The sequence below is a fragment of the Ramlibacter sp. 2FC genome (assembly GCF_005503345.1).
In the GTDB taxonomy this organism is placed as follows: Bacteria; Pseudomonadota; Gammaproteobacteria; order Burkholderiales; family Burkholderiaceae_C; genus SCMQ01.
The window spans coordinates 1-17,655 of record NZ_SCMM01000013.1 but is presented as its reverse complement, the minus strand read 5'-3'; the positions used below and the strand labels follow the sequence as shown (position 1 = coordinate 17,655).

Here is a 17,655-nt window from a genome sequence, read left to right as displayed (position 1 = left end):
GCCTGCGGTTTCGGCTCCGGATCGAGCATCAGGGAGTCGTGGTGGACGCCCGCTTGCTGCGGGCACGGCTTGGCTAACCTCATCACAGGGAAAGACACATCATGAGCACGCAACTTCTGATCTACGAAACCGCATACCCCGTCTCCAGCCGCCGCCACGGCAAATGGAGCGTCGAGGCGGGCAGCAGCTACGCCTTCTGCAAGCAGGTGAATTCGGTCCCCCTGATGGGCGTGGAATTCCCCGCCGCGGCCGGCGAGTACGCCATCGTGTTTGCCGGCAACGAGGACAGCATCATGCCGGTGGTCATCCTGGGCATGCGCGGCCAGGAGAACGTCTACCTCGACGCCGACGGCAAATGGCAGGCCAAGTACATCCCGGCCTTCATCCGCCGCTATCCCTTCGTGTTCTCGAGCAACGACACTGGCAAGACCCTGACCCTGTGCATTGACGAGGCCTTTGCCGGCTGCAACCAGGAAGGCCGGGGCGAGCGCCTGTTCACCGACGACGGCAAGGCCACCCCCTATGTCGACAACGTGCTGCAGTTCCTGCAGAACTACCAGGCCCAGTTCCAGCGCACCCAGGCCTTCTGCAAGAAGCTCAAGCAACTCGACCTGCTCGAGCCCATGCAGGCCAACGTCACCCTGCCCAGCGGCGAGCGCCTCTCGCTGACCGGCTTCATGGCGGTCGAGCGCAAGCGCCTCAAGGCCCTGTCGGGCGAGGCCCTGAGCGAGCTGGCGCGCACCGACGAGCTGGAGCTGATCTACCTGCACCTGGAGTCGATCCGCAACTTCTCGAGCATGCGCGAGCGTCTGGTCGTGATCCCCGGCGGCAAGGCCGAGGCAGAAGCCGGCACCTCGGACGAAGAGGCGGCCGAGGCGAACCGTCTCAACGGCAAGGGAGCCCCGCAGGCGGCAGCGGCCTGAGGCCCGTGCGCGCGCCCCGCAGCGCCCCCGGCGGCGCAGGCAGGGGTGCGCCTCCTCTCCCGTCGTGAGGGCTGCCCATGACAGGCACGGCTTCCATCTACTCGCTGGTCAAGGAGGACCGCGCGCGGGCCGAATCCGCGGCCTGGGCGCGCTTTGCCGCGCCGGCCGACGCGAGCGAGTTCAACGCCAGCTGGCTGGGCATCCTCTGCGCCCAGGTGGAGCTGGCGCGCGGCGCCCTGCTGCTGCTGCGCTCGGCGAACGACAGCGGCTATGTGGCGGCCGCGGTCTGGCCCGATCCCGCACGCCCCATGCAGTACCTGGGGCCGGCGGCCGAGAAGACGCTGCGCGAACGCGCCGGCGTGGTCGTGGCGCCGGACGGCAGCTCGCCGCCCAGCCGCGACCAGCCGGCCCATGTCGGCTACCCGATCGAGGTGGCGGGCGAGCTCTACGGTGCGGTCGTGCTGCACCTGGCGGCCTGCTCGGAGGCCGAGTTGCAGCGCGCCATGCGCCAGGTGCACTGGGGCACCTCCTGGCTGGTCGACCATTTCCGCCAGCAGCTGCAGGCCGAGCAGGAAGCTCGCCTGGGCCGGCTGAGCCTGGTGACCGAGGTGCTGGCCACGGCCGTCGGTGAACGCGCCTTCGCGCCGGCCGCCCTGGCGCTGGCCAACCAGCTGGCCGCGCGCCTGGACTGCGATCGCGTGAGCCTGGGCTTCGAGCAGGCCGGCAGCGTCGAGGTGCAGGCGATCTCGCACACCGCGAGCTTCGACCCGCGCACCAACCTGGTCCGGCTGCTCGGCGAGGCCATGGACGAGGTCCTGGACCTGGACCTGGCCATGGTCTACCCGCCCATCGACGGCGACGAGTTCGGCGTGCTGGCCCATGCCGAGCTGGCGCGCGAATGCCGGGACCAGGCCATCTGCTCGGTGCCCCTGGTCGAGCATGGCCATGCGGTGGGCGTGCTCACGCTAGAGCGCAGCGCGGGCCCGAATTTCGACGCCGACGCCGTGGCGCTGTGCAAGGCCGTGGGCCTGGCCCTGGGCCCGGTGCTCGCGCTCAAGCGCGACAACGAGCGCGGCCCCTGGCAGCGCGCGCGCGAGCAGGGCCGCGGCGCGCTGGCCGGCCTGCTCGGGCCCCGTCATCCCGGGCTCAAGCTCGGCGCGCTGCTGCTGGGCGCGCTGCTGCTGTGGCTCAGCCTGGCCACGGGCGAGTACCGCGTCGCGGCCCGCACCGTGGTCGAGGGCGCGGTGCAGCGCGCCGCCGTGGCCCCGTTCGACGGCTACCTGGCCGAGAGCCTGGTGCGCGCCGGCGACACCGTGCGCCAGGGCCAGCTGCTGAGCCGCCTGGAAGACAAGGACCTGCTGCTCGAGCGCCAGCGTTGGAGCGCCGAACGCGAGCAGCTGCTGGGCAAGCACCGCCAGGCCTTCGCCCAGCAGGACCGCGCCGGCATGGCCCTGGTGGCGGCCCAGATCGGCCAGGCCGAGGCCCAGCTGTCCCTGGTCGAGAGCAAGCTGGCGCGCGCCGCCCTGGTTGCCCCGTTCGACGGCGTGGTGGTCTCGGGCGACCTCAGCCAGCTGCTGGGCACGCCGCTCGAGCAGGGCAAGGTGCTGTTCGAGATCGCGCCGCTGGACGCCTACCGGGTGATCCTGCAGGTGGACGAGCGCGACATCGCCCAGGTGCGCCTGGGCCAGACCGGGACCCTGGCCCTGTCGGGCCTGCCGCTGGGCACCCTGCCCTTCTCGGTCAAGCAGATCACGCCGGTGACCCAGGCGCAGGACGGGCGCAACCATTTCCGGGTCGAGGCCCAGCTCGAGCAGGCGTCCGAGCGCCTGCGCCCCGGCATGGAGGGCGTGGGCAAGATCGCGGTCGGCGAGCACCGGCTGATCTGGATCTGGACCCATGGCCTGCTCGACTGGCTGCGGCTGGCCAGCTGGAACTGGATGCCATGAGCGAGTCACTGACCAGCGACTCCTGGCACCGCGTGGCGGGCCTCAGGCCCCGTCTGCGCAGCCAGGCGCGGCTGTACCGCCACCGCTACCGCGACGAGGTCTGGTACCTGCTGCAGGACCCGGCCTCGGGCCGCGTGCACCGCTTCACGCCCGCGGCGCGCCTGCTGATCGCCGCAATGGACGGGCGGCGCAGCGTCGAGCAGCTGTGGGAGCTGACCAACCGGCACCTGGGCGACGCCGCGCCAACCCAGGACGAGATGATCCGCCTGCTCGGCCAGCTGCACGCGGCCGACCTGCTGCAAAGCGACGTCACGCCCGACACGGCCGAGGTCTTCCAGCGCGGCGAGCGCCAGGACAAGGCCAAGCGCCGCCGCTCCTGGACCAACCCCATGGCGCTGCGCCTGCCGCTGTGGGACCCGGACCGCTTCCTCAACCGGGTCCAGGCCCTGGCCGCGCCGCTGTGGGGGCGCTGGGGCGCCCTGCTCTGGCTGGCCGTGGTGCTGCCCGCCCTGCTGCTCGCGCCGCTGCACTGGCCCGAGCTCACGCACAACTTCTCGGACCGCGTGCTGGCAGTGGACAACCTGCTGCTGCTGTGGCTGGTGTTCCCGCTCGTCAAGGCCCTGCACGAGCTGGGCCATGCGATGGCCACCAAGGCCGGCGGCGGCGAGGTGCACGACATGGGCCTGATGCTGCTGGTGCTGATGCCCGTGCCCTATGTCGACGCCTCGGCGGCCAGCGTGTTCAAGTCCCGCTACCGGCGCGCCCTGGTGGGCGCGGCCGGCATGCTGGTCGAGCTCTTCATCGCGGCCCTGGCCTTCTACGCCTGGCTGCTGGTGGAGCCCGGCACGCTGCGCGCCCTGCTGTTCAACACCCTGCTGATTGCAGGCGTGTCCACCCTGATCTTCAACGGCAATCCGCTGCTGCGCTACGACGCCTACTACATCCTCGCCGACCTGGTCGAGATGCCCAACCTCGCGCAGCGCGCGCTGCGCTACTGGGGCTACCTGCTCGAACGCTACCTGCTGGGCAGCGCCGACGCCACGCCGCCGCCGGCCTCCGCCAGCGAAAAAGCCTGGCTGCTGTGCTACGGCCTGGCCTCCTCGATCTACCGCGTGCTGGTCACGGTGGCGATCGCCCTGTTCATCGCCGGCGAGTTCTTCTTCATCGGCGTGCTGCTCGCCATCTGGGCCCTGGTGGCCATGGCCGTGCTGCCGCTGGCCAAGGGCCTGCGCCACCTCGTGCTCAGCCCTCGGCTGCAGCGCAACCGCCGACGCGCCCTGGCCGTGGTGGGCGGCGGCCTGGCGCTGGTGCTGCTGTTCCTGTTCACCGTGCCCATGCCGTTTCGCTCGCAGGCCGAGGGCGTGGTCTGGCTGCCCGAGGAGGCCATGGTGCGGGCCGGCGGCAACGGCTTCCTGCGCAGCCTGCTGACCGAGCCGGGCCGGCGCGCGGCCCGGGGCGACCCGCTCGCGCGGCTCGAGGACCCGGCGCTCGAGGCCGAGCTGAGGCTGGCCGAGGCCCGGGTCGCCGAGCTCGAGGCCGGCTACGCCGCCCAGTTCGTCGTCAGCCCCGCGCAGGCGCAGATCCTGCGCCAGCAGCTTCTCAGCGAGCAGGCCACGCTGGCGCGCGTGCGCGAGAAGGCGGCCGCGCTGATCGCCGTGGCCGGCAGCGACGGCAGCTTCGAGCTGCCCCAGGCGGCGGACCTGACGGGGCGCTACTACCGCAAGGGCGAACTGCTGGGCTACCTGACCGACCAGCGCCACCAGGCCCTGGCACGCGTGGTGGTCACGCAGGCCGAGGTCGATCTGGTGCGCCTGGCGGCCGAGCGGGTCCAGGTGCGGCCGGCGCCGGCGCTGCACCAGGTGCTCGAGGGCCGGCTGGTGCGCCAGGTCCCGGCCGGCGGGGCGCAGCTGCCCAGCCGGGCCCTGGCCCGCCAGGGCGGCGGCCAGATCTCGGTCGACCCGCAGGACAGCCAGGGCACGAAGGCGCTGGAACGGCTGTTCCAGTTCGACGTGGCGCTGGCCGGCGAGCCGCGCCCGGACCTGTTCGGCCAGCGTGTGCATGTGCGCTTCGAGCACCCCTGGGAACCCCTGGCGCGGCAGTGGTACCGCCAGCTGCGCCGGCTTTTCCTGACCCACTTCCATGTCTAGGGCCATGCTTGTCGCAGACGCTGCCGAGATCGCCGCCCGCCCCCACGCGGAGCGCGCCGACCCCCCTCTGCCCTGGCACGACGAGCTCGCACAGGGCCTGTTCGGCGCCGCGCTCGCCCCCTGGCGCCGCTTCGGCGCCCAGCGCCCGGGGCGGCTACAGGCCTTTGCGGACCGGGTGGCGCAGCATGCGCAGGGCCTGGACGCGCTGGACGATGCCGAGCTGTCCGGGCGCCTGCAGGCCCTGCGGCCGCGCCTGCGGCGCGAGGGCTTCGCCGAGGCCCTGGTCGCCGACTGCTTCGCCCTGCTGCAGGAGGCCAGCTTCCGCGTGCTCGGCCGACGCCATTACCCGTCCCAGCTCATGGGCGGCTGGGCCCTGCTGCAGGGCCGGCTGGTCGAGATGGCCACCGGCGAGGGCAAGACGCTGACCGCGGTGCTGCCGGCCTGCACCGCCGCCCTGGCCGGCCAGCCCGTGCATGTGGTCACCGTCAACGACTACCTGGCGCAGCGCGACGCCGCCGACCTCGCGCCGCTCTACAGCTTCCTGGGCCTGGGCGTGGGCACCGTGGTCCAGGGCATGGCGCAGCCCGCGCGGCGCGCGGCCTATGCCCAGGCCGTGACCTACTGCACGAACAAGGAGCTGGCCTTCGACTACCTGCGCGACCGCGTCGCGCTCGGCCATCGCGACAGCCCCCTGCACCTGGCGCTGGAGCGGCTGGGCGGCGGCCCGGACCGCGACCAGCGCCTGGTCATGCGCGGCCTGCACTTTGCGATCGTCGACGAGGCCGACAGCGTCTTCATCGACGAGGCCCGCACGCCGCTGATCCTCTCGAGCACGCGGCCCAACACCGAGTCGGCCGAGCACTGCGGCCAGGCGCTGGACCTGGCGCGCGAGCTGGTCGCCGGCGAGGACTACCGGCTCGACGCAAGGCTGCGCCGCGTCGAGCTGAGCACCGCCGGCAAGCAGAAGATCGACGCCTTCGCCGAACCCCTGAGCGGCCCCTGGACCTCCACGCGCGGCCGCGAGGCCCTGGTCAGCCAGGCGCTGAGCGCCCTGCTGCTGTTCCGGCGCGACGAGCACTACGTGGTGGCCGAGGGCAAGGTGCAGATCGTCGACGAGTCCACCGGGCGCATCCTGCCCGACCGCAGCTGGGAGCGCGGCCTGCACCAGCTGATCGAGGCCAAGGAGGGCTGCAGCCTGAGCGACGAGCGCCGCACCCTGGCGCGCATCACCTACCAGCGCCTGTTCCGGCGCTACGTGCGGCTGGCCGGCATGACCGGCACCGCGCGCGAGGTGGCGCCGGAGATCCGCTCGGTGTACCGGCTCGACGTGGCCGCCATCCCGCTGCACCGGCCCAGCCGGCGCATCCACGAGACGCCACGGCTGTTCGCCACCTGCGCCGAGAAGTGGCAGGCCGTGGCCGATGCGGTGCAGCGCCTGGCCGTGGCCGGCGAGCGGCCCGTGCTGATCGGCACGCGCTCGGTCAAGGCCTCGGAGGAGATCAGCGCGGTGCTCCACGCACGCGGCATCCCCCACGCCCTGCTCAACGCCAAGCAGGACCAGGACGAGGCCCGGGTCATCGCCCAGGCCGGCCAGGCCGGCAGGGTGACGGTGGCCACCAACATGGCCGGCCGCGGCACCGACATCCACCTGGGGCCCGGCGTGGCCGAGCGCGGCGGGCTGCACGTGATCCTGACCGAATTCCACGAGTCGCGGCGCATCGACCGCCAGCTGTACGGCCGCTGCGCGCGCCAGGGCGATCCCGGCAGCTGCGCCGTCTTCGTGGCCCTGGAGGACGAGCTGTTCGCCGTCCACGCGCCCCTGGGCGCACGCCTGACCCGGGCCTGGCGCGCCAGCGGGCGTCCCCTGCCCGAGCCGGCGATCCAGGGCCTGCGCCGGTTGGCCCAGTCGGCCGCCGAGCGCAAGAACGCGCGCGTGCGCATCCGCAACCTCAAGCACGACCGGCAGCTGGACCAGCTGCTGGCTTTTTCAGGGAGGCAGCCATGAACCCATTGCCCAACCGCAGGACCCGCACCGTCCACCGTCTCCGGCTGGCCCTGGCCTGGCCCCTGGCCATCCTGCCCCTGGCAGGCCAGGCCGAGTCCTTCGAATGCCTGCTCGAGCCCAACCAAGTGGTCGAGATCCGTAGCGCGGTCGAGGGCTTGATCCGCCGCATCCACGTGCAGCGCGGCGACGACGTGAAGGCGGGCCAGACCCTGGTCGAGCTCGAGTCGGCCGTCGAGCGTTCTTCCGCCGCCGCCGCCAAGTACCGCACCGAGACCGAGGGCCGGATCACGGCCTCGAGAAACCGCATGGCGTACGCGAGCAAGAAGAGCGATCGCTCCAGGGAACTGCACAGCCAGAGCTTCATCTCGGCCCAGGCCCGCGACGAGGCCGAGACCGAGAGGAACCTCGCCGAGTCCGAGCTCAAGGAGGCGCTGGAAAACCGCGAGCTGGCGCGCCTGGACTACCAGCGCAGCATCGACCTGCTGAACCAGAAGAGACTGCGCAGCCCCTTCAACGGCGTGGTCGTCGACCGCATGCTGAACCCGGGCGACCTGGCCGAGTCCGGCAACGGCCGCAAGCCCATCCTCAAGCTCGCGCAGGTCGATCCGCTGCGCGTCGAGGTGGTGCTGCCGCTCGCGACCTACGGCCGCCTCAAGCCCGGCATGCAGGCCCAGGTCGTGCCCGAAGGCTTGGGCGGCGCCTACGCAGCCACGGTGCGCATCGTCGACCGCGTCTTCGATGCGGCCAGCGGCACCTACGGCGTGCGCCTGGAACTGCCCAACCCCAAGGGCCGCTTGCCCGGCGGCATACGCTGCCGCGTCGACTTCCCCGAGCTGGACGGCCTGATCCACAAGGTCGGCCAGCGCCGCTGAGCCGGGCGGCGAGCACGTGCGGATTGCAGGGAAAGCTTCTTCGGTAGCAGGTAAAACTTCTGCCAACACGAGACGAACACCGTTTCTCCGGCATGAACCCCTTGGACCCGGGGGCCGCCCCTTGGCGGTGCTGGCGGACCTGGATCGCGCCTGTCAATGGAGGCCCTCGGCTTTGCCTGGGAGTATTTACCCGGCCTTGTCGCGCGTGACCGCCGCCGACACCGCGGGCGGCGTTTCGACATACCGTTTGAATTCCATCGTGTAGGTCGCGCGGCCCTGCGTGAGGGAGCGCAATGTGGTCGAGTAGCCGAACATCTCGGCCAGAGGCACCTCTGCGCGCACCAGCTTGCCGCTGCCACCGGCGATGTCCTCCATGCCCTGGACATGGCCACGGCGCGACGACAGGTCGCCCATCACATTGCCCATGAAATCCTCCGGCGTCTCGACTTCGACCGCCATCACCGGCTCCAGCAGCACCGGCTTGGCGCGCCGCATGCCCTCCTTGAACGCGATCGAGCCGGCCATGCGGAACGCGTTTTCATTCGAATCGATGTCGTGGTACGAACCGAACACCAGCGTGGCCTTGACGTCGACCACCGGATAGCCCGCGAGCACGCCGGATTTCAGGGTCTCCTGGATGCCCTTGTTGACGGCCGGGATGTATTCGCGCGGCACCACGCCGCCCTTGATCGCATCGACGAACTCGTAGCCCTGGCCCGAGGGCAGCGGCTCGATGTTCAGCACCGCGTGGCCGTACTGGCCGCGCCCGCCCGATTGCTTGATGAATTTTCCTTCGACGTCATTGACCGCCTGCTTGATCGTCTCGCGGTACGCAACCTGCGGCTTGCCGACGGACGCTTCGACACCGAACTCGCGCTTCATCCGGTCGACGAGAATTTCGAGGTGCAGTTCGCCCATGCCGGAGATGATCGTCTGGCCGGATTCTTCATCGGTCTGCACGTGGAACGACGGGTCTTCCTGCGCCATCCGGCTCAACGCGATCCCCATCTTTTCCTGATCGGCCTTGGTCTTGGGCTCGACGGCCTGCGAGATCACCGGTTCCGGGAAGACCATGCGTTCGAGGATGATCACCTGGTCCGGGTCGCACAGCGTGTCGCCCGTGGTCGCATCCTTCAGTCCGACCGCCGCCGCGATGTCACCCGCGCGGACCTCCTTGATTTCGTTGCGCGCATTCGCGTGCATCTGCAGGATCCGTCCGAGCCGCTCCCTCTTCCCCTTGGTCGGGTTGTACACGGTGTCGCCCGCGCTGACCACGCCCGAATACACGCGGAAGAAGATCAGTTGCCCGACATACGGATCTGTCATGATTTTGAAGGCCAGCGCCGCGAACGGCTCGTCGTCGCCCGGATGGCGCTCGGCTTGCCCTTCGTCCTCGGTGTGGCCGAGGATCGCCGGCACGTCCGCGGGCGAGGGCAGGTAGTCGATCACCGCGTCGAGCATCGCCTGCACGCCCTTGTTCTTGAACGCGCTGCCACACAGCATCGGAACGATTTCGCTCGCGATCGTGCGCTGGCGCAGCCCCCGCTTGATCTCGTCTTCGGTAAGCGGCTCGCCAGCCAGGTACTTGCCGGTCAGGTCCTCGCTCGCCTCGGCGGCGGCTTCGAGCATTTTTTCGCGCCATTCGTTCGCGGTATCGACAAGACCGGCCGGAATCTCGCCATACTCGAAATGCACGCCCTGGCTGACGTCGTCCCAGACGATGGCTTTCATTTTCACGAGATCGACCACGCCCCGGAAGTGGTCCTCGGTGCCGATCGGAATCTGCACCGGCACCGCGACCCCCTTCAGGCGCTCGCCGATCTGGCGCTGCACGCGGAAGAAGTCGGCACCGACGCGGTCCATCTTGTTGACGAACGCGAGGCGCGGCACCTTGTACTTGTTGGCCTGGCGCCAGACGGTTTCCGACTGCGGCTGCACGCCACCGACCGCGTCGTAGACCATCACCGCGCCGTCGAGCACGCGCATCGAGCGCTCGACTTCGATCGTGAAGTCCACGTGCCCCGGCGTGTCGATGATGTTGATCCGGTGTTCGGGGTAATTGCCGGCCATGCCTTTCCAGAACGCTGTGGTCGCGGCGGACGTGATGGTGATGCCACGCTCCTGCTCCTGCTCCATCCAGTCCATGGTCGCCGTGCCTTCGTGAACTTCGCCGAGCTTGTAATTCACTCCGGTATAGAAAAGAATCCGCTCAGTGGTCGTGGTCTTGCCGGCGTCGATGTGGGCGCTGATGCCGATGTTGCGATAGCGCTCAATGGGTGTTTTGCGGGGCATGACCATCTCCTTCTTGGCATAAGGTACCCGCTTTTGAGATGTCGCGCTCGGCTGTGACGCGTCACAGTTCCCGCGTTCGGCCCGCAGTCCGCGGCGTCGGCATCGATGGCAAGTGCTTCAGCAACTGGTGCAGCAAGTCTCGAGTCCGGCAAGCCGGTCCGGGCCTACGCCGGCTGCGCCGTGTGGCGAGGCCAGTGCACCTGCCACGACGACGGCCGCCGTGTCAAGGTCGAACCCGAGATCGGTTCGAGCGAGACGGAGTTCGGCGACGTCAAGAAGCAGGCCTACCAGGTCGCCGCCCTGGTCGATGCCAGGGGCTTCCCGGTCCCGCCAGCGCTTCCCAGCGAGGCCAAGCTCGATGCCATGGCCTGAATGGCCCAGAGCAGGAACTGATCCAATAAAAAACCGCCCGAAGGCGGTTTTTTTCCTCGTCTGGCCTGGTCAGTGCCAGAGCTTCGTGATCGTCGCGAAGAGGGCTACGGACGCGAACATGGTTCCCACGGTCCATTTGATGATTTCGACCTTGGCCTCAGCCAGGTCCGTCTTGGTGGCCAGGGCTTCCGAGTGCAAGGAGTACCGCTTGTCGATCTCCTTGCTGATCGACTCGACGGCGGCCTTGGCGTCCGATTCGCTGATGCCGGCCTTGACAAAGGCGTTGTAGATCTCGAGTTCCATGGCGGTAGTTTACCTTCCAGCAAATTTTCGCACGCGAAAACTCACTTGTGCATGATGTGGTGCACCTCGGTGCAGAGGTGCCGATGCTCTCGGTCAGCGACCGGAACTCCGCGCCCTTGGCCTGCAGCTCGTCAGGGACCTGGAGTAGGTGTTTCAGCGATCGCACCACGCGGTCGAGCTTGTAGACGACCAGGACGTCGCCCCTTCGGTGTTACCCAAGCGTCGTTGTTTGCACAAAAGGATGCGGCGCTTGAGCCAGCACAGCGCAGGGATGGCTCGAAATTCGTCTTGCGCGAATTTCTCGGGGCTTCGCCCCCGTGCTGCGCACGGCCAATGAGAGTCCCCGGACGCTCGTTGAGCGAACCCTGCGAGGGTTCTCACCCTCCCGAACCCCAAAAACACTGAACCCCGCACAAGGCGGGGTTCATTGTTCTGGCGGAGACGGAGGGATTCGAACCCTCGATGAGGCTCTACACCCCATACTCCCTTAGCAGGGGAGCACCTTCGGCCACTCGGTCACGTCTCCAAAGGAAGACGTCATTATGCCAGAGAAAACGGCGGCTTCCGAAGCTGCGTTCAGGCCTGGTCGAGGTCGAAGGCGCGGTGCAGCGCGCGCACGGCCAGCTCCATGTACTTCTCGTCGATCACGACCGAGGTCTTGATCTCGGAGGTGGAGATCATCTGGATGTTGATGCCCTCCTCCGACAGCGCGCGGAACATCTTGCTGGCCACGCCCACATGGCTGCGCATGCCTATGCCCACGATCGAGACCTTGCAGATCTTGGTGTCGCCGACCACTTCCTGCGCGCCCAGCGCCGGCACCAGCTTGTCCTTGATCAGGTCCATGGCCTTGGCGTAGTCGTTGCGGTGCACCGTGAAGCTGAAGTCGGTCTTGCCGTCCTTGCTGACATTCTGGATGATCACATCGACCTCGATATTGGCATCCGCCACGGCGCCCAGAATCTGGTAGGCGATGCCGGGCTTGTCGGGCACGCCGAGCACGGAGATTTTGGCTTCGTCACGGTTGAACGCGATGCCGGAAACGACGGCTTGTTCCATTTGTTCGTCTTCCTCAAAAGTGATCAAGGTGCCGGATTTGGCTTCCTCGTGGATGTCAATGTCCCAGGGCGTGAAGCTGGAGAGCACGCGCATCGGCACCTTGTACTTGCCGGCGAACTCGACCGAGCGGATCTGCAGCACCTTGGAGCCCAGCGAGGCCATCTCCAGCATTTCCTCGAAGCTCACGGTATGCAGGCGGCGCGCCTCGGGCACCACGCGCGGGTCGGTGGTGTAGACCCCGTCGACATCGGTGTAGATCAGGCATTCGTCGGCCTTCATCGCGGCCGCCACGGCCACGGCCGAGGTGTCGGAGCCGCCACGGCCCAGCGTGGTGATATGGCCTTCCTCGTCCACGCCCTGGAAGCCGGTGATGATCACCACCTTGCCCGCCTCCAGATCGGCGCGCACCTTCTCGTCGTCGATCGACTCGATGCGGGCCTTGGTGTAGGCGCTGTTGGTCTTGATCGGCACCTGCCAGCCGGCGTAGCTGACCGACTGCTGGCCTTCGGCCTGCAGCGCGATGGCCAGCAGGGCCGACGAGGCCTGCTCGCCGGTGGCGGCCAGCATGTCGAGCTCGCGGCTGTAGGCGGCGTCGGGCTTGGCCGGGGCCAGCTCCTTGGCCAGGCCCAGCAGGCGGTTGGTCTCGCCGCTCATGGCGCTGGGCACCACCACCATCTGGTGGCCGGCCCGCGCCCATTTGGCCACGCGCTTGGCGACGTTGCGGATGCGCTCGGTCGAGCCCATCGACGTGCCGCCGTATTTGTGAACGATCAATGCCATTGGTGTGATACGGAAAAAGCAGTGGGGGCGCGGCGGACGGGCCGCCGGCGTTGTCGCCGGGTGCGCCGGGAAAAGGTCTCGCGCGGATCTCCGGCAAAACCGTGCAATTGTACCAACTCGACCCGAGGCCGCCCTCAGTCCGCCTGCCAGCCCAGGGCCTCGCCCTGGCGCACCACGTAGCCGGCGCCGACCTTCAGGCGCAGCCGGTGGCCGCGCGTGCGGCAGGCCGCGACCTGGTCCAGCAGTTCGGCCAGCTGGGCCGCGCTGGGCGTGGTGCCATGCACGCTGCGCAGCCAGTGGCGCAGCACATTGGCCTGGCGCGGGCGCGACAGCGCTTGCAGCGGGCGGATCAGCGGCGGCTGCTCCAGGCGCGCCAGGTCCTCGGCCGCGAGCTCGGCCAGCAGCTGCTGGGCCTGGGCCGCATGCGCGGCGCTGCGCGCGAAGGTGTCGCGAAAGCGCGGGAAGGCGGCCGCCAGCGCCGGCAGCAGGCGCGCGCGGATGCGGTTGCGCGTGAAGCGCTGGTCGGTGTTGCTCGGGTCCTCGACCCAAGGCTCGCCCTGCTCGCGCAACCAGTCCCGCACGGCGGGCCCGGGCACGGCCAGCAGCGGCCGGTGGTAGTTCAGCCCTCCGCTCGCCCAGCACGCCGGCATGGCCGCCAGCCCGGGCAGGCCGGCGCCGCGCGAGAGCGCCAGCAGCAGGGTCTCGACCTGGTCGTCCGCATGCTGGGCCAGCGCGATGTCGGCGACCGGAGCCTCGGGCCAGGCCTCGCTGGCCACGGCCGCGAAAGCCTGGTAGCGGGCCCGGCGCGCTGCGTCCTCGGGGCTCTCGCCGGGCGCGTGGCGCGCGTCGACGCGGCGCACCGCCAGCGGCACGGCCAGCCGAGCGCACAGCGCCACGCAATGGCGCTCGAAATCGTCGGCCGCGGCCTGCAGGCCGTGGTGGATGTGGATGGCGCGCACCTGGCCCGGCCACTGGCGCGCGCAGGCCAGCAGCAGGGCCGTGGAGTCGGCACCGCCGCTGAGCGCCACGGCCAGCGGCAGGCCGGGCCGGAAAGCGGCCAGCGCCTGCGGCAGGGTCTGGCTCATGGCTTGCCGCCGACAGCCCGGGACGAGCTGGGGCTTACTTGTCGGCCTTGGTGTCGTTGAAGCGGCCGTAGCTCTGCAGGCGCTCGTAGCGGCGGTCCAGCAGTTCCTTGACCTTGAGGTCGCCGAGCTGACGCCAGGCATCGTTCAGGCCGCGCTTGAGGAAGGCCGCCATCTGCTTGGTGTCGCGGTGCGCGCCGCCCACCGGCTCGCTGACGATCTTGTCCACCAGGCCCAGGGCCTTGAGCCGGTGCGCCGTGATGCCCATCGCGTCGGCCGCGTCCTGCGCCCGCTCGCTGGTCTTCCAGAGAATCGAGGCGCAGCCCTCGGGGCTGATCACCGAGTAGATCGAGTACTGCAGCATCAGCACCTGGTCGGCCACGCTGATCGCCAGTGCGCCGCCCGAGCCGCCCTCGCCGATGATGGTGGTGATGATGGGCACCTCGAGCTGGGCCATCTCGTAGATGTTGCGGCCTATGGCCTCGGACTGGCCGCGCTCCTCGGCGTCGATGCCGGGGTAGGCGCCGGGCGTGTCGACGAAGGTGAACACCGGCAGCTTGAACTTCTCGGCCGTCTTCATCAGGCGCAGGGCCTTGCGGTAGCCCTCGGGCTTGCTCATGCCGAAGTTGCGCATGGCGCGCTCCTTGGTGTCGCGCCCCTTCTGCTGGCCGATCACCATGCAGGCGCTGCCGTTGAAGCGCGCCAGGCCGCCGACGATGGACAGGTCGTCCGAGAAGTGGCGGTCGCCGTGCAGCTCGACGAAATCCGTGAATATCTCGTTCACGTAGTCCAGCGTGTAGGGCCGCTCGGGATGGCGCGCGATCTTGGTGATCTGCCAGGGCGTCAGGTCCGAGTAGATGTCCTTGGTGAGCTGCTGGCTCTTCTTGCTCAGCTGGTCGATCTCTTCGGAAATATCGACCGCCGATTCGGTCTGTACATAGCGCAGTTCTTCGATTTTGGTCTCGAGCTCCGCGATGGGCTGCTCGAAATCGAGAAAGGTTCGTTTGGCCAACGTCATTCTCCTTGTAATGCCACTTGCCCCCGGCGCCGCCTGGGGCCGGAAGATCCCGTCCATCGCTCAGTAAGCCACCGGCACGGGTTCAAGGGATCGCCAAATATACCAAGTCGCCACACTGCAATACGGTTTCCAGGCATCGGCCACCTCGCGCGCGTCGCTGCGGCTGACCGGATCGCCGGAAAAGTAGTTGTGGCTGATGCCGTTGATCAGTCCCACGTCGTCCAGCGGCAGCACGTTGGGCCGCATCAGGTGGAAGATCAGGAACATCTCGGCGGTCCAGCGGCCTATGCCGCGGATCGCCACCAGCTCGGCGACGATGGCCTCGTCCTCCATGGCCTCCCAGGCCTTGACATGCACCGTGCCGGCGTCGAAGTTCAGCGCCAGGTCGACCAGGTACTCGACCTTGCGCGCACTGAGGCCGGCCGCGCGCATGTCGTCGACCTTGAGCTTCAGGATGCTGGCCGGCGTCATCTTGCGCGGCAGCGCCGCGAACCTGTCCCAGACCGACTGCGCCGCCTTGACCGAGATCTGCTGGCCGACGATGCTGCGCGCCAGGGTGGTGAAGGCGTCGCCGCGTGACTGCAGGCAGGCGTCGCCGAACCGCGGAATCAGGCGCTTCATGACCCGGTCCTTGCGGGCCAGGTACTTGCAGGCGTCTTCCCAGTAGTCCGGGGTGATGAGCGTGGGGGCTGTTGTTTTTGTGGCTGCCATCGACCGTCCTTCAGGTGCTTGTCCTGCACCGTATACCGCATGCGCTCACTGGGCCGCCTCCCAGCTGGTGCCGGTGGGGGAATCCTTGAGCACGATGCCCTGGGCCAGCAGTTCGTTGCGGATCCGGTCGGCCTCGGCGAAGTCCTTGGCCTTCTTGGCCGCGGCGCGCGCCTCGATCTGCTGCACGATGGCCGCCTCGTCGAGGCTGGCGCCGGCGCGCAGGAAGGCCTTGGGATCGTCCTGCAGCAGGCCCAGGCAGCCGCCCAGCGCCTTGAGCAGGCCGGCCATTTCGGCCGAGCGATTGCGGTTGACCTCGCCGGCCAGCTCGAACAGTACGGCCACGGCCTCGGGCGTGCCGAAGTCCTCGTCCATCGCGGCCCTGAAGCGCGCCGCATGGGGCTCGGCCCAGTCGATCGCGACCTGCTCCGGCGCCACGAGGTCGAGCGCGGTGTACAGGCGCTTGAGCGCGCCACGCGCGTCGCTCAGGTGCACGTCGCTGTAGTTCAGCGGGCTGCGGTAGTGGCTGCGCACCACGAAGAAACGCACGGTCTCGGCGTCGAAGGCCTTGAGCACGTCGCGGATGGTGAAGAAGTTGCCCAGTGACTTGGACATCTTCTCGTTGTCCACGTTGATGAAGCCGTTGTGCATCCAGGTGCGCGCGAACGGGTGCCCGGTCGCGCCCTCGCTCTGCGCGATCTCGTTCTCGTGGTGCGGAAAAGTCAGGTCGGCGCCGCCGCCGTGGATGTCGAAGCTCTCGCCCAGCAGCTGGCAGCTCATGGCCGAGCACTCGATGTGCCAGCCCGGGCGGCCACGGCCGTAGGCGCTGTCCCACTTCACCTCCTCCGGCTCGGTGGGCTTGGCGCTCTTCCAGAGCACGAAATCGAGCGGATCGTCCTTGCCCTCGAGCACGGCCACGCGCTCGCCCGCGTGCAGCTCGTCGAGCGACTTGCCCGACAGCTTGCCGTAGCCGGGAAACTTGCGCACCGCGTAGTTCACGTCGCCGTTGGCGGAGCGGTAGGCCAGGCCCTTTTGCTCGAGCCGGTCGATCAGCGCCAGCATCTGCGGCACGTAGTCGGTGGCGCGCGGCTCGTGGTCGGGGCGCGCGATGCCCAGGGCATCGGCGTCCTGGTGCAGGGCCGCGATCATCCGGTCGGTCAGGCTGCGGATGGACTCGCCGTTTTCCAGCGCGCGCCGGATGATCTTGTCGTCGATGTCGGTGATGTTGCGCACGTAGGTCACGCGCAGGCCGCTGGCGCGCAGCCAGCGCTGCACCACGTCGAAGGCCACCATGGAACGCGCATGGCCGAGGTGGCACAGGTCGTAGACCGTCATGCCGCAGACGTACATGCGCACATGACCGGGTTCGAGCGGCGAAAAAGGCTCCAGGGCACGCGACAGCGTGTTGTAGATGCGCAAGCTCATGAACAAGAAGGAGAAACTGGAAAAAGCCGGCGCCGCCATCGTGGCTCGGGCGCACGCGCTGGCAGGCTTTTCCGGGATGGTGTGACGGACTTGATGACCGAAGTCGGCAGACCCCCCTCGGCTACAATCCCGCCAGTATAAGCCCCCGCGTTCGGGCTTGCCACCGCCCTCTGACCCCGCTGTCCCGTGCCATGATGCAAGCCCCGCTCGCCCTCTCGCAGCCTCGCCGCCGGCGTCCTTCGGGACCGCTGCTGGCCCTGGGCCTGGCCCTCGCCCTGACCGCAGGACTGGCCCGGGCCGACGCCCATGCCGAGGTGCAGCAGCTGGTGCGAACCGGCCAGCATGCGCAGGCCATGACCCTGGTCGAGCGGCAGCTGGCCGCCCGGCCGCGCGATCCGCAGCTGCGCTTTCTCAAGGGCGTGATCCAGACCGAGACCGGACAGGCCGTCGAGGCGCTGGCCACCTTCACGCGCCTGACCGAGGACTACCCCGAGCTGCCCGAGCCCTACAACAACCTGGCTGCGCTGCAGGCGGCCCAGGGCCGGCTGGACGAGGCGCGCCAGTCGCTCGAGATGGCCATACAGCTCAAGCCCGGCTACGCCACGGCCCATGAGAACCTCGGCGACATCCAGGCCCGGCTCGCCGCGCAGGCCTGGAGCCGCGCCCAGCAGCTCGAGCCCGCCAACCCCCGCGTCGCGCCCAAGCTGTCGGCGCTGCGCAGCC

At 69.1% G+C, this 17,655-nt stretch carries 14 protein-coding genes, 1 tRNA gene and 1 pseudogene; 7 read left to right on the top strand and 9 right to left on the bottom strand.

Features of this window, described 5'->3' with window-relative positions; translation table 11 throughout:
- The first annotated feature begins 101 nt into the window (after nucleotides 1–101).
- From FFS10_RS07950 to FFS10_RS07930, 5 genes are all read left to right on the top strand, one after another.
- Entirely contained in the window at nucleotides 102–923 is an 822-nt protein-coding gene (locus tag FFS10_RS07950) for a SapC family protein (RefSeq protein ID WP_137893317.1), read from the top strand.
- 77 nt (nucleotides 924–1,000) lie between these two features.
- Nucleotides 1,001–2,869 (top strand): efflux RND transporter periplasmic adaptor subunit, encoded by a 1,869-nt coding sequence (locus FFS10_RS07945; RefSeq protein ID WP_137893315.1) that lies wholly within the window; start codon nucleotides 1,001–1,003, stop codon nucleotides 2,867–2,869.
- Nucleotides 2,866–5,016 carry a hypothetical protein gene (locus FFS10_RS07940; protein WP_137893313.1) on the top strand — a complete coding sequence of 717 codons (2,151 nt, stop codon included), beginning with the start codon at nucleotides 2,866–2,868 and terminating at the stop codon, nucleotides 5,014–5,016. The genes FFS10_RS07945 and FFS10_RS07940 overlap by 4 nt, the downstream gene beginning before the upstream one ends.
- A 4-nt stretch (nucleotides 5,017–5,020) precedes the next feature.
- Nucleotides 5,021–7,021: a preprotein translocase subunit SecA gene (locus FFS10_RS07935; RefSeq protein WP_171016001.1), complete on the top strand. Its 2,001-nt coding sequence runs from the start codon at nucleotides 5,021–5,023 to the stop codon at nucleotides 7,019–7,021.
- Nucleotides 7,018–7,893, top strand: coding sequence for an efflux RND transporter periplasmic adaptor subunit (locus FFS10_RS07930; protein WP_137893309.1), 876 nt, complete (start codon nucleotides 7,018–7,020; stop codon nucleotides 7,891–7,893). Before FFS10_RS07935 ends, FFS10_RS07930 begins: the two co-directional genes overlap by 4 nt.
- Before the next feature lie 186 nt (nucleotides 7,894–8,079).
- On the opposite strand, the gene fusA is transcribed toward FFS10_RS07930, so the two are convergent.
- Nucleotides 8,080–10,185: an elongation factor G gene (fusA, locus tag FFS10_RS07925; protein ID WP_137893307.1), complete on the bottom strand. Its 2,106-nt coding sequence runs from the start codon at nucleotides 10,183–10,185 to the stop codon at nucleotides 8,080–8,082.
- Nucleotides 10,186–10,290: 105 nt separating this feature from the next.
- Between fusA and FFS10_RS07920 the strand changes: the two genes are divergently transcribed.
- The gene (locus FFS10_RS07920; protein ID WP_137893305.1) at nucleotides 10,291–10,557 is read left to right on the top strand and encodes a hypothetical protein; all 267 of its coding nucleotides are present in this window, start codon (nucleotides 10,291–10,293) and stop codon (nucleotides 10,555–10,557) included.
- A 69-nt stretch (nucleotides 10,558–10,626) separates the two neighbouring features.
- Here the strand turns inward: FFS10_RS07920 and FFS10_RS23440 are convergent, their stop codons facing one another.
- The 8 genes and pseudogenes from FFS10_RS23440 to cysS all read right to left on the bottom strand — a co-directional run bounded on the left by FFS10_RS23440 (nucleotide 10,627) and on the right by cysS (nucleotide 16,932).
- A complete protein-coding gene (locus FFS10_RS23440; RefSeq protein WP_249931208.1) occupies nucleotides 10,627–10,860 on the bottom strand; it encodes a hypothetical protein in 234 nt (77 codons plus the stop codon).
- 76 nt (nucleotides 10,861–10,936) lie between these two features.
- Nucleotides 10,937–11,053, bottom strand: a pseudogene (locus FFS10_RS23645) (recombinase family protein); the annotation flags it as partial.
- 240 nt (nucleotides 11,054–11,293) lie between these two features.
- Nucleotides 11,294–11,386, bottom strand: a tRNA-Ser gene (locus FFS10_RS07910).
- Nucleotides 11,387–11,436: 50 nt separating this feature from the next.
- A complete protein-coding gene (locus tag FFS10_RS07905; RefSeq protein WP_137893303.1) occupies nucleotides 11,437–12,699 on the bottom strand; it encodes an aspartate kinase in 1,263 nt (420 codons plus the stop codon).
- Between the two features lie 134 nt (nucleotides 12,700–12,833).
- Nucleotides 12,834–13,784 carry a tRNA lysidine(34) synthetase TilS gene (gene tilS / locus FFS10_RS07900; RefSeq protein ID WP_137893301.1) on the bottom strand — a complete coding sequence of 317 codons (951 nt, stop codon included), beginning with the start codon at nucleotides 13,782–13,784 and terminating at the stop codon, nucleotides 12,834–12,836.
- A 34-nt stretch (nucleotides 13,785–13,818) separates the two neighbouring features.
- On the bottom strand, nucleotides 13,819–14,793 hold the full coding sequence (locus FFS10_RS07895; protein WP_137893299.1) for an acetyl-CoA carboxylase carboxyltransferase subunit alpha: 975 nt from the start codon (nucleotides 14,791–14,793) through the stop codon (nucleotides 13,819–13,821).
- 66 nt (nucleotides 14,794–14,859) lie between these two features.
- Nucleotides 14,860–15,510 carry a DNA-3-methyladenine glycosylase family protein gene (locus tag FFS10_RS07890; RefSeq protein ID WP_137893297.1) on the bottom strand — a complete coding sequence of 217 codons (651 nt, stop codon included), beginning with the start codon at nucleotides 15,508–15,510 and terminating at the stop codon, nucleotides 14,860–14,862.
- A 45-nt stretch (nucleotides 15,511–15,555) separates the two neighbouring features.
- Nucleotides 15,556–16,932 carry a cysteine--tRNA ligase gene (gene cysS / locus FFS10_RS07885; RefSeq protein WP_137893295.1) on the bottom strand — a complete coding sequence of 459 codons (1,377 nt, stop codon included), beginning with the start codon at nucleotides 16,930–16,932 and terminating at the stop codon, nucleotides 15,556–15,558.
- Nucleotides 16,933–17,123: 191 nt separating this feature from the next.
- On the opposite strand from cysS, the gene FFS10_RS07880 reads away from it, so the two are divergent.
- Nucleotides 17,124–17,655: tetratricopeptide repeat protein (locus FFS10_RS07880; RefSeq protein ID WP_249931206.1), on the top strand; the 532-nt coding region annotated here is incomplete at its 3' end.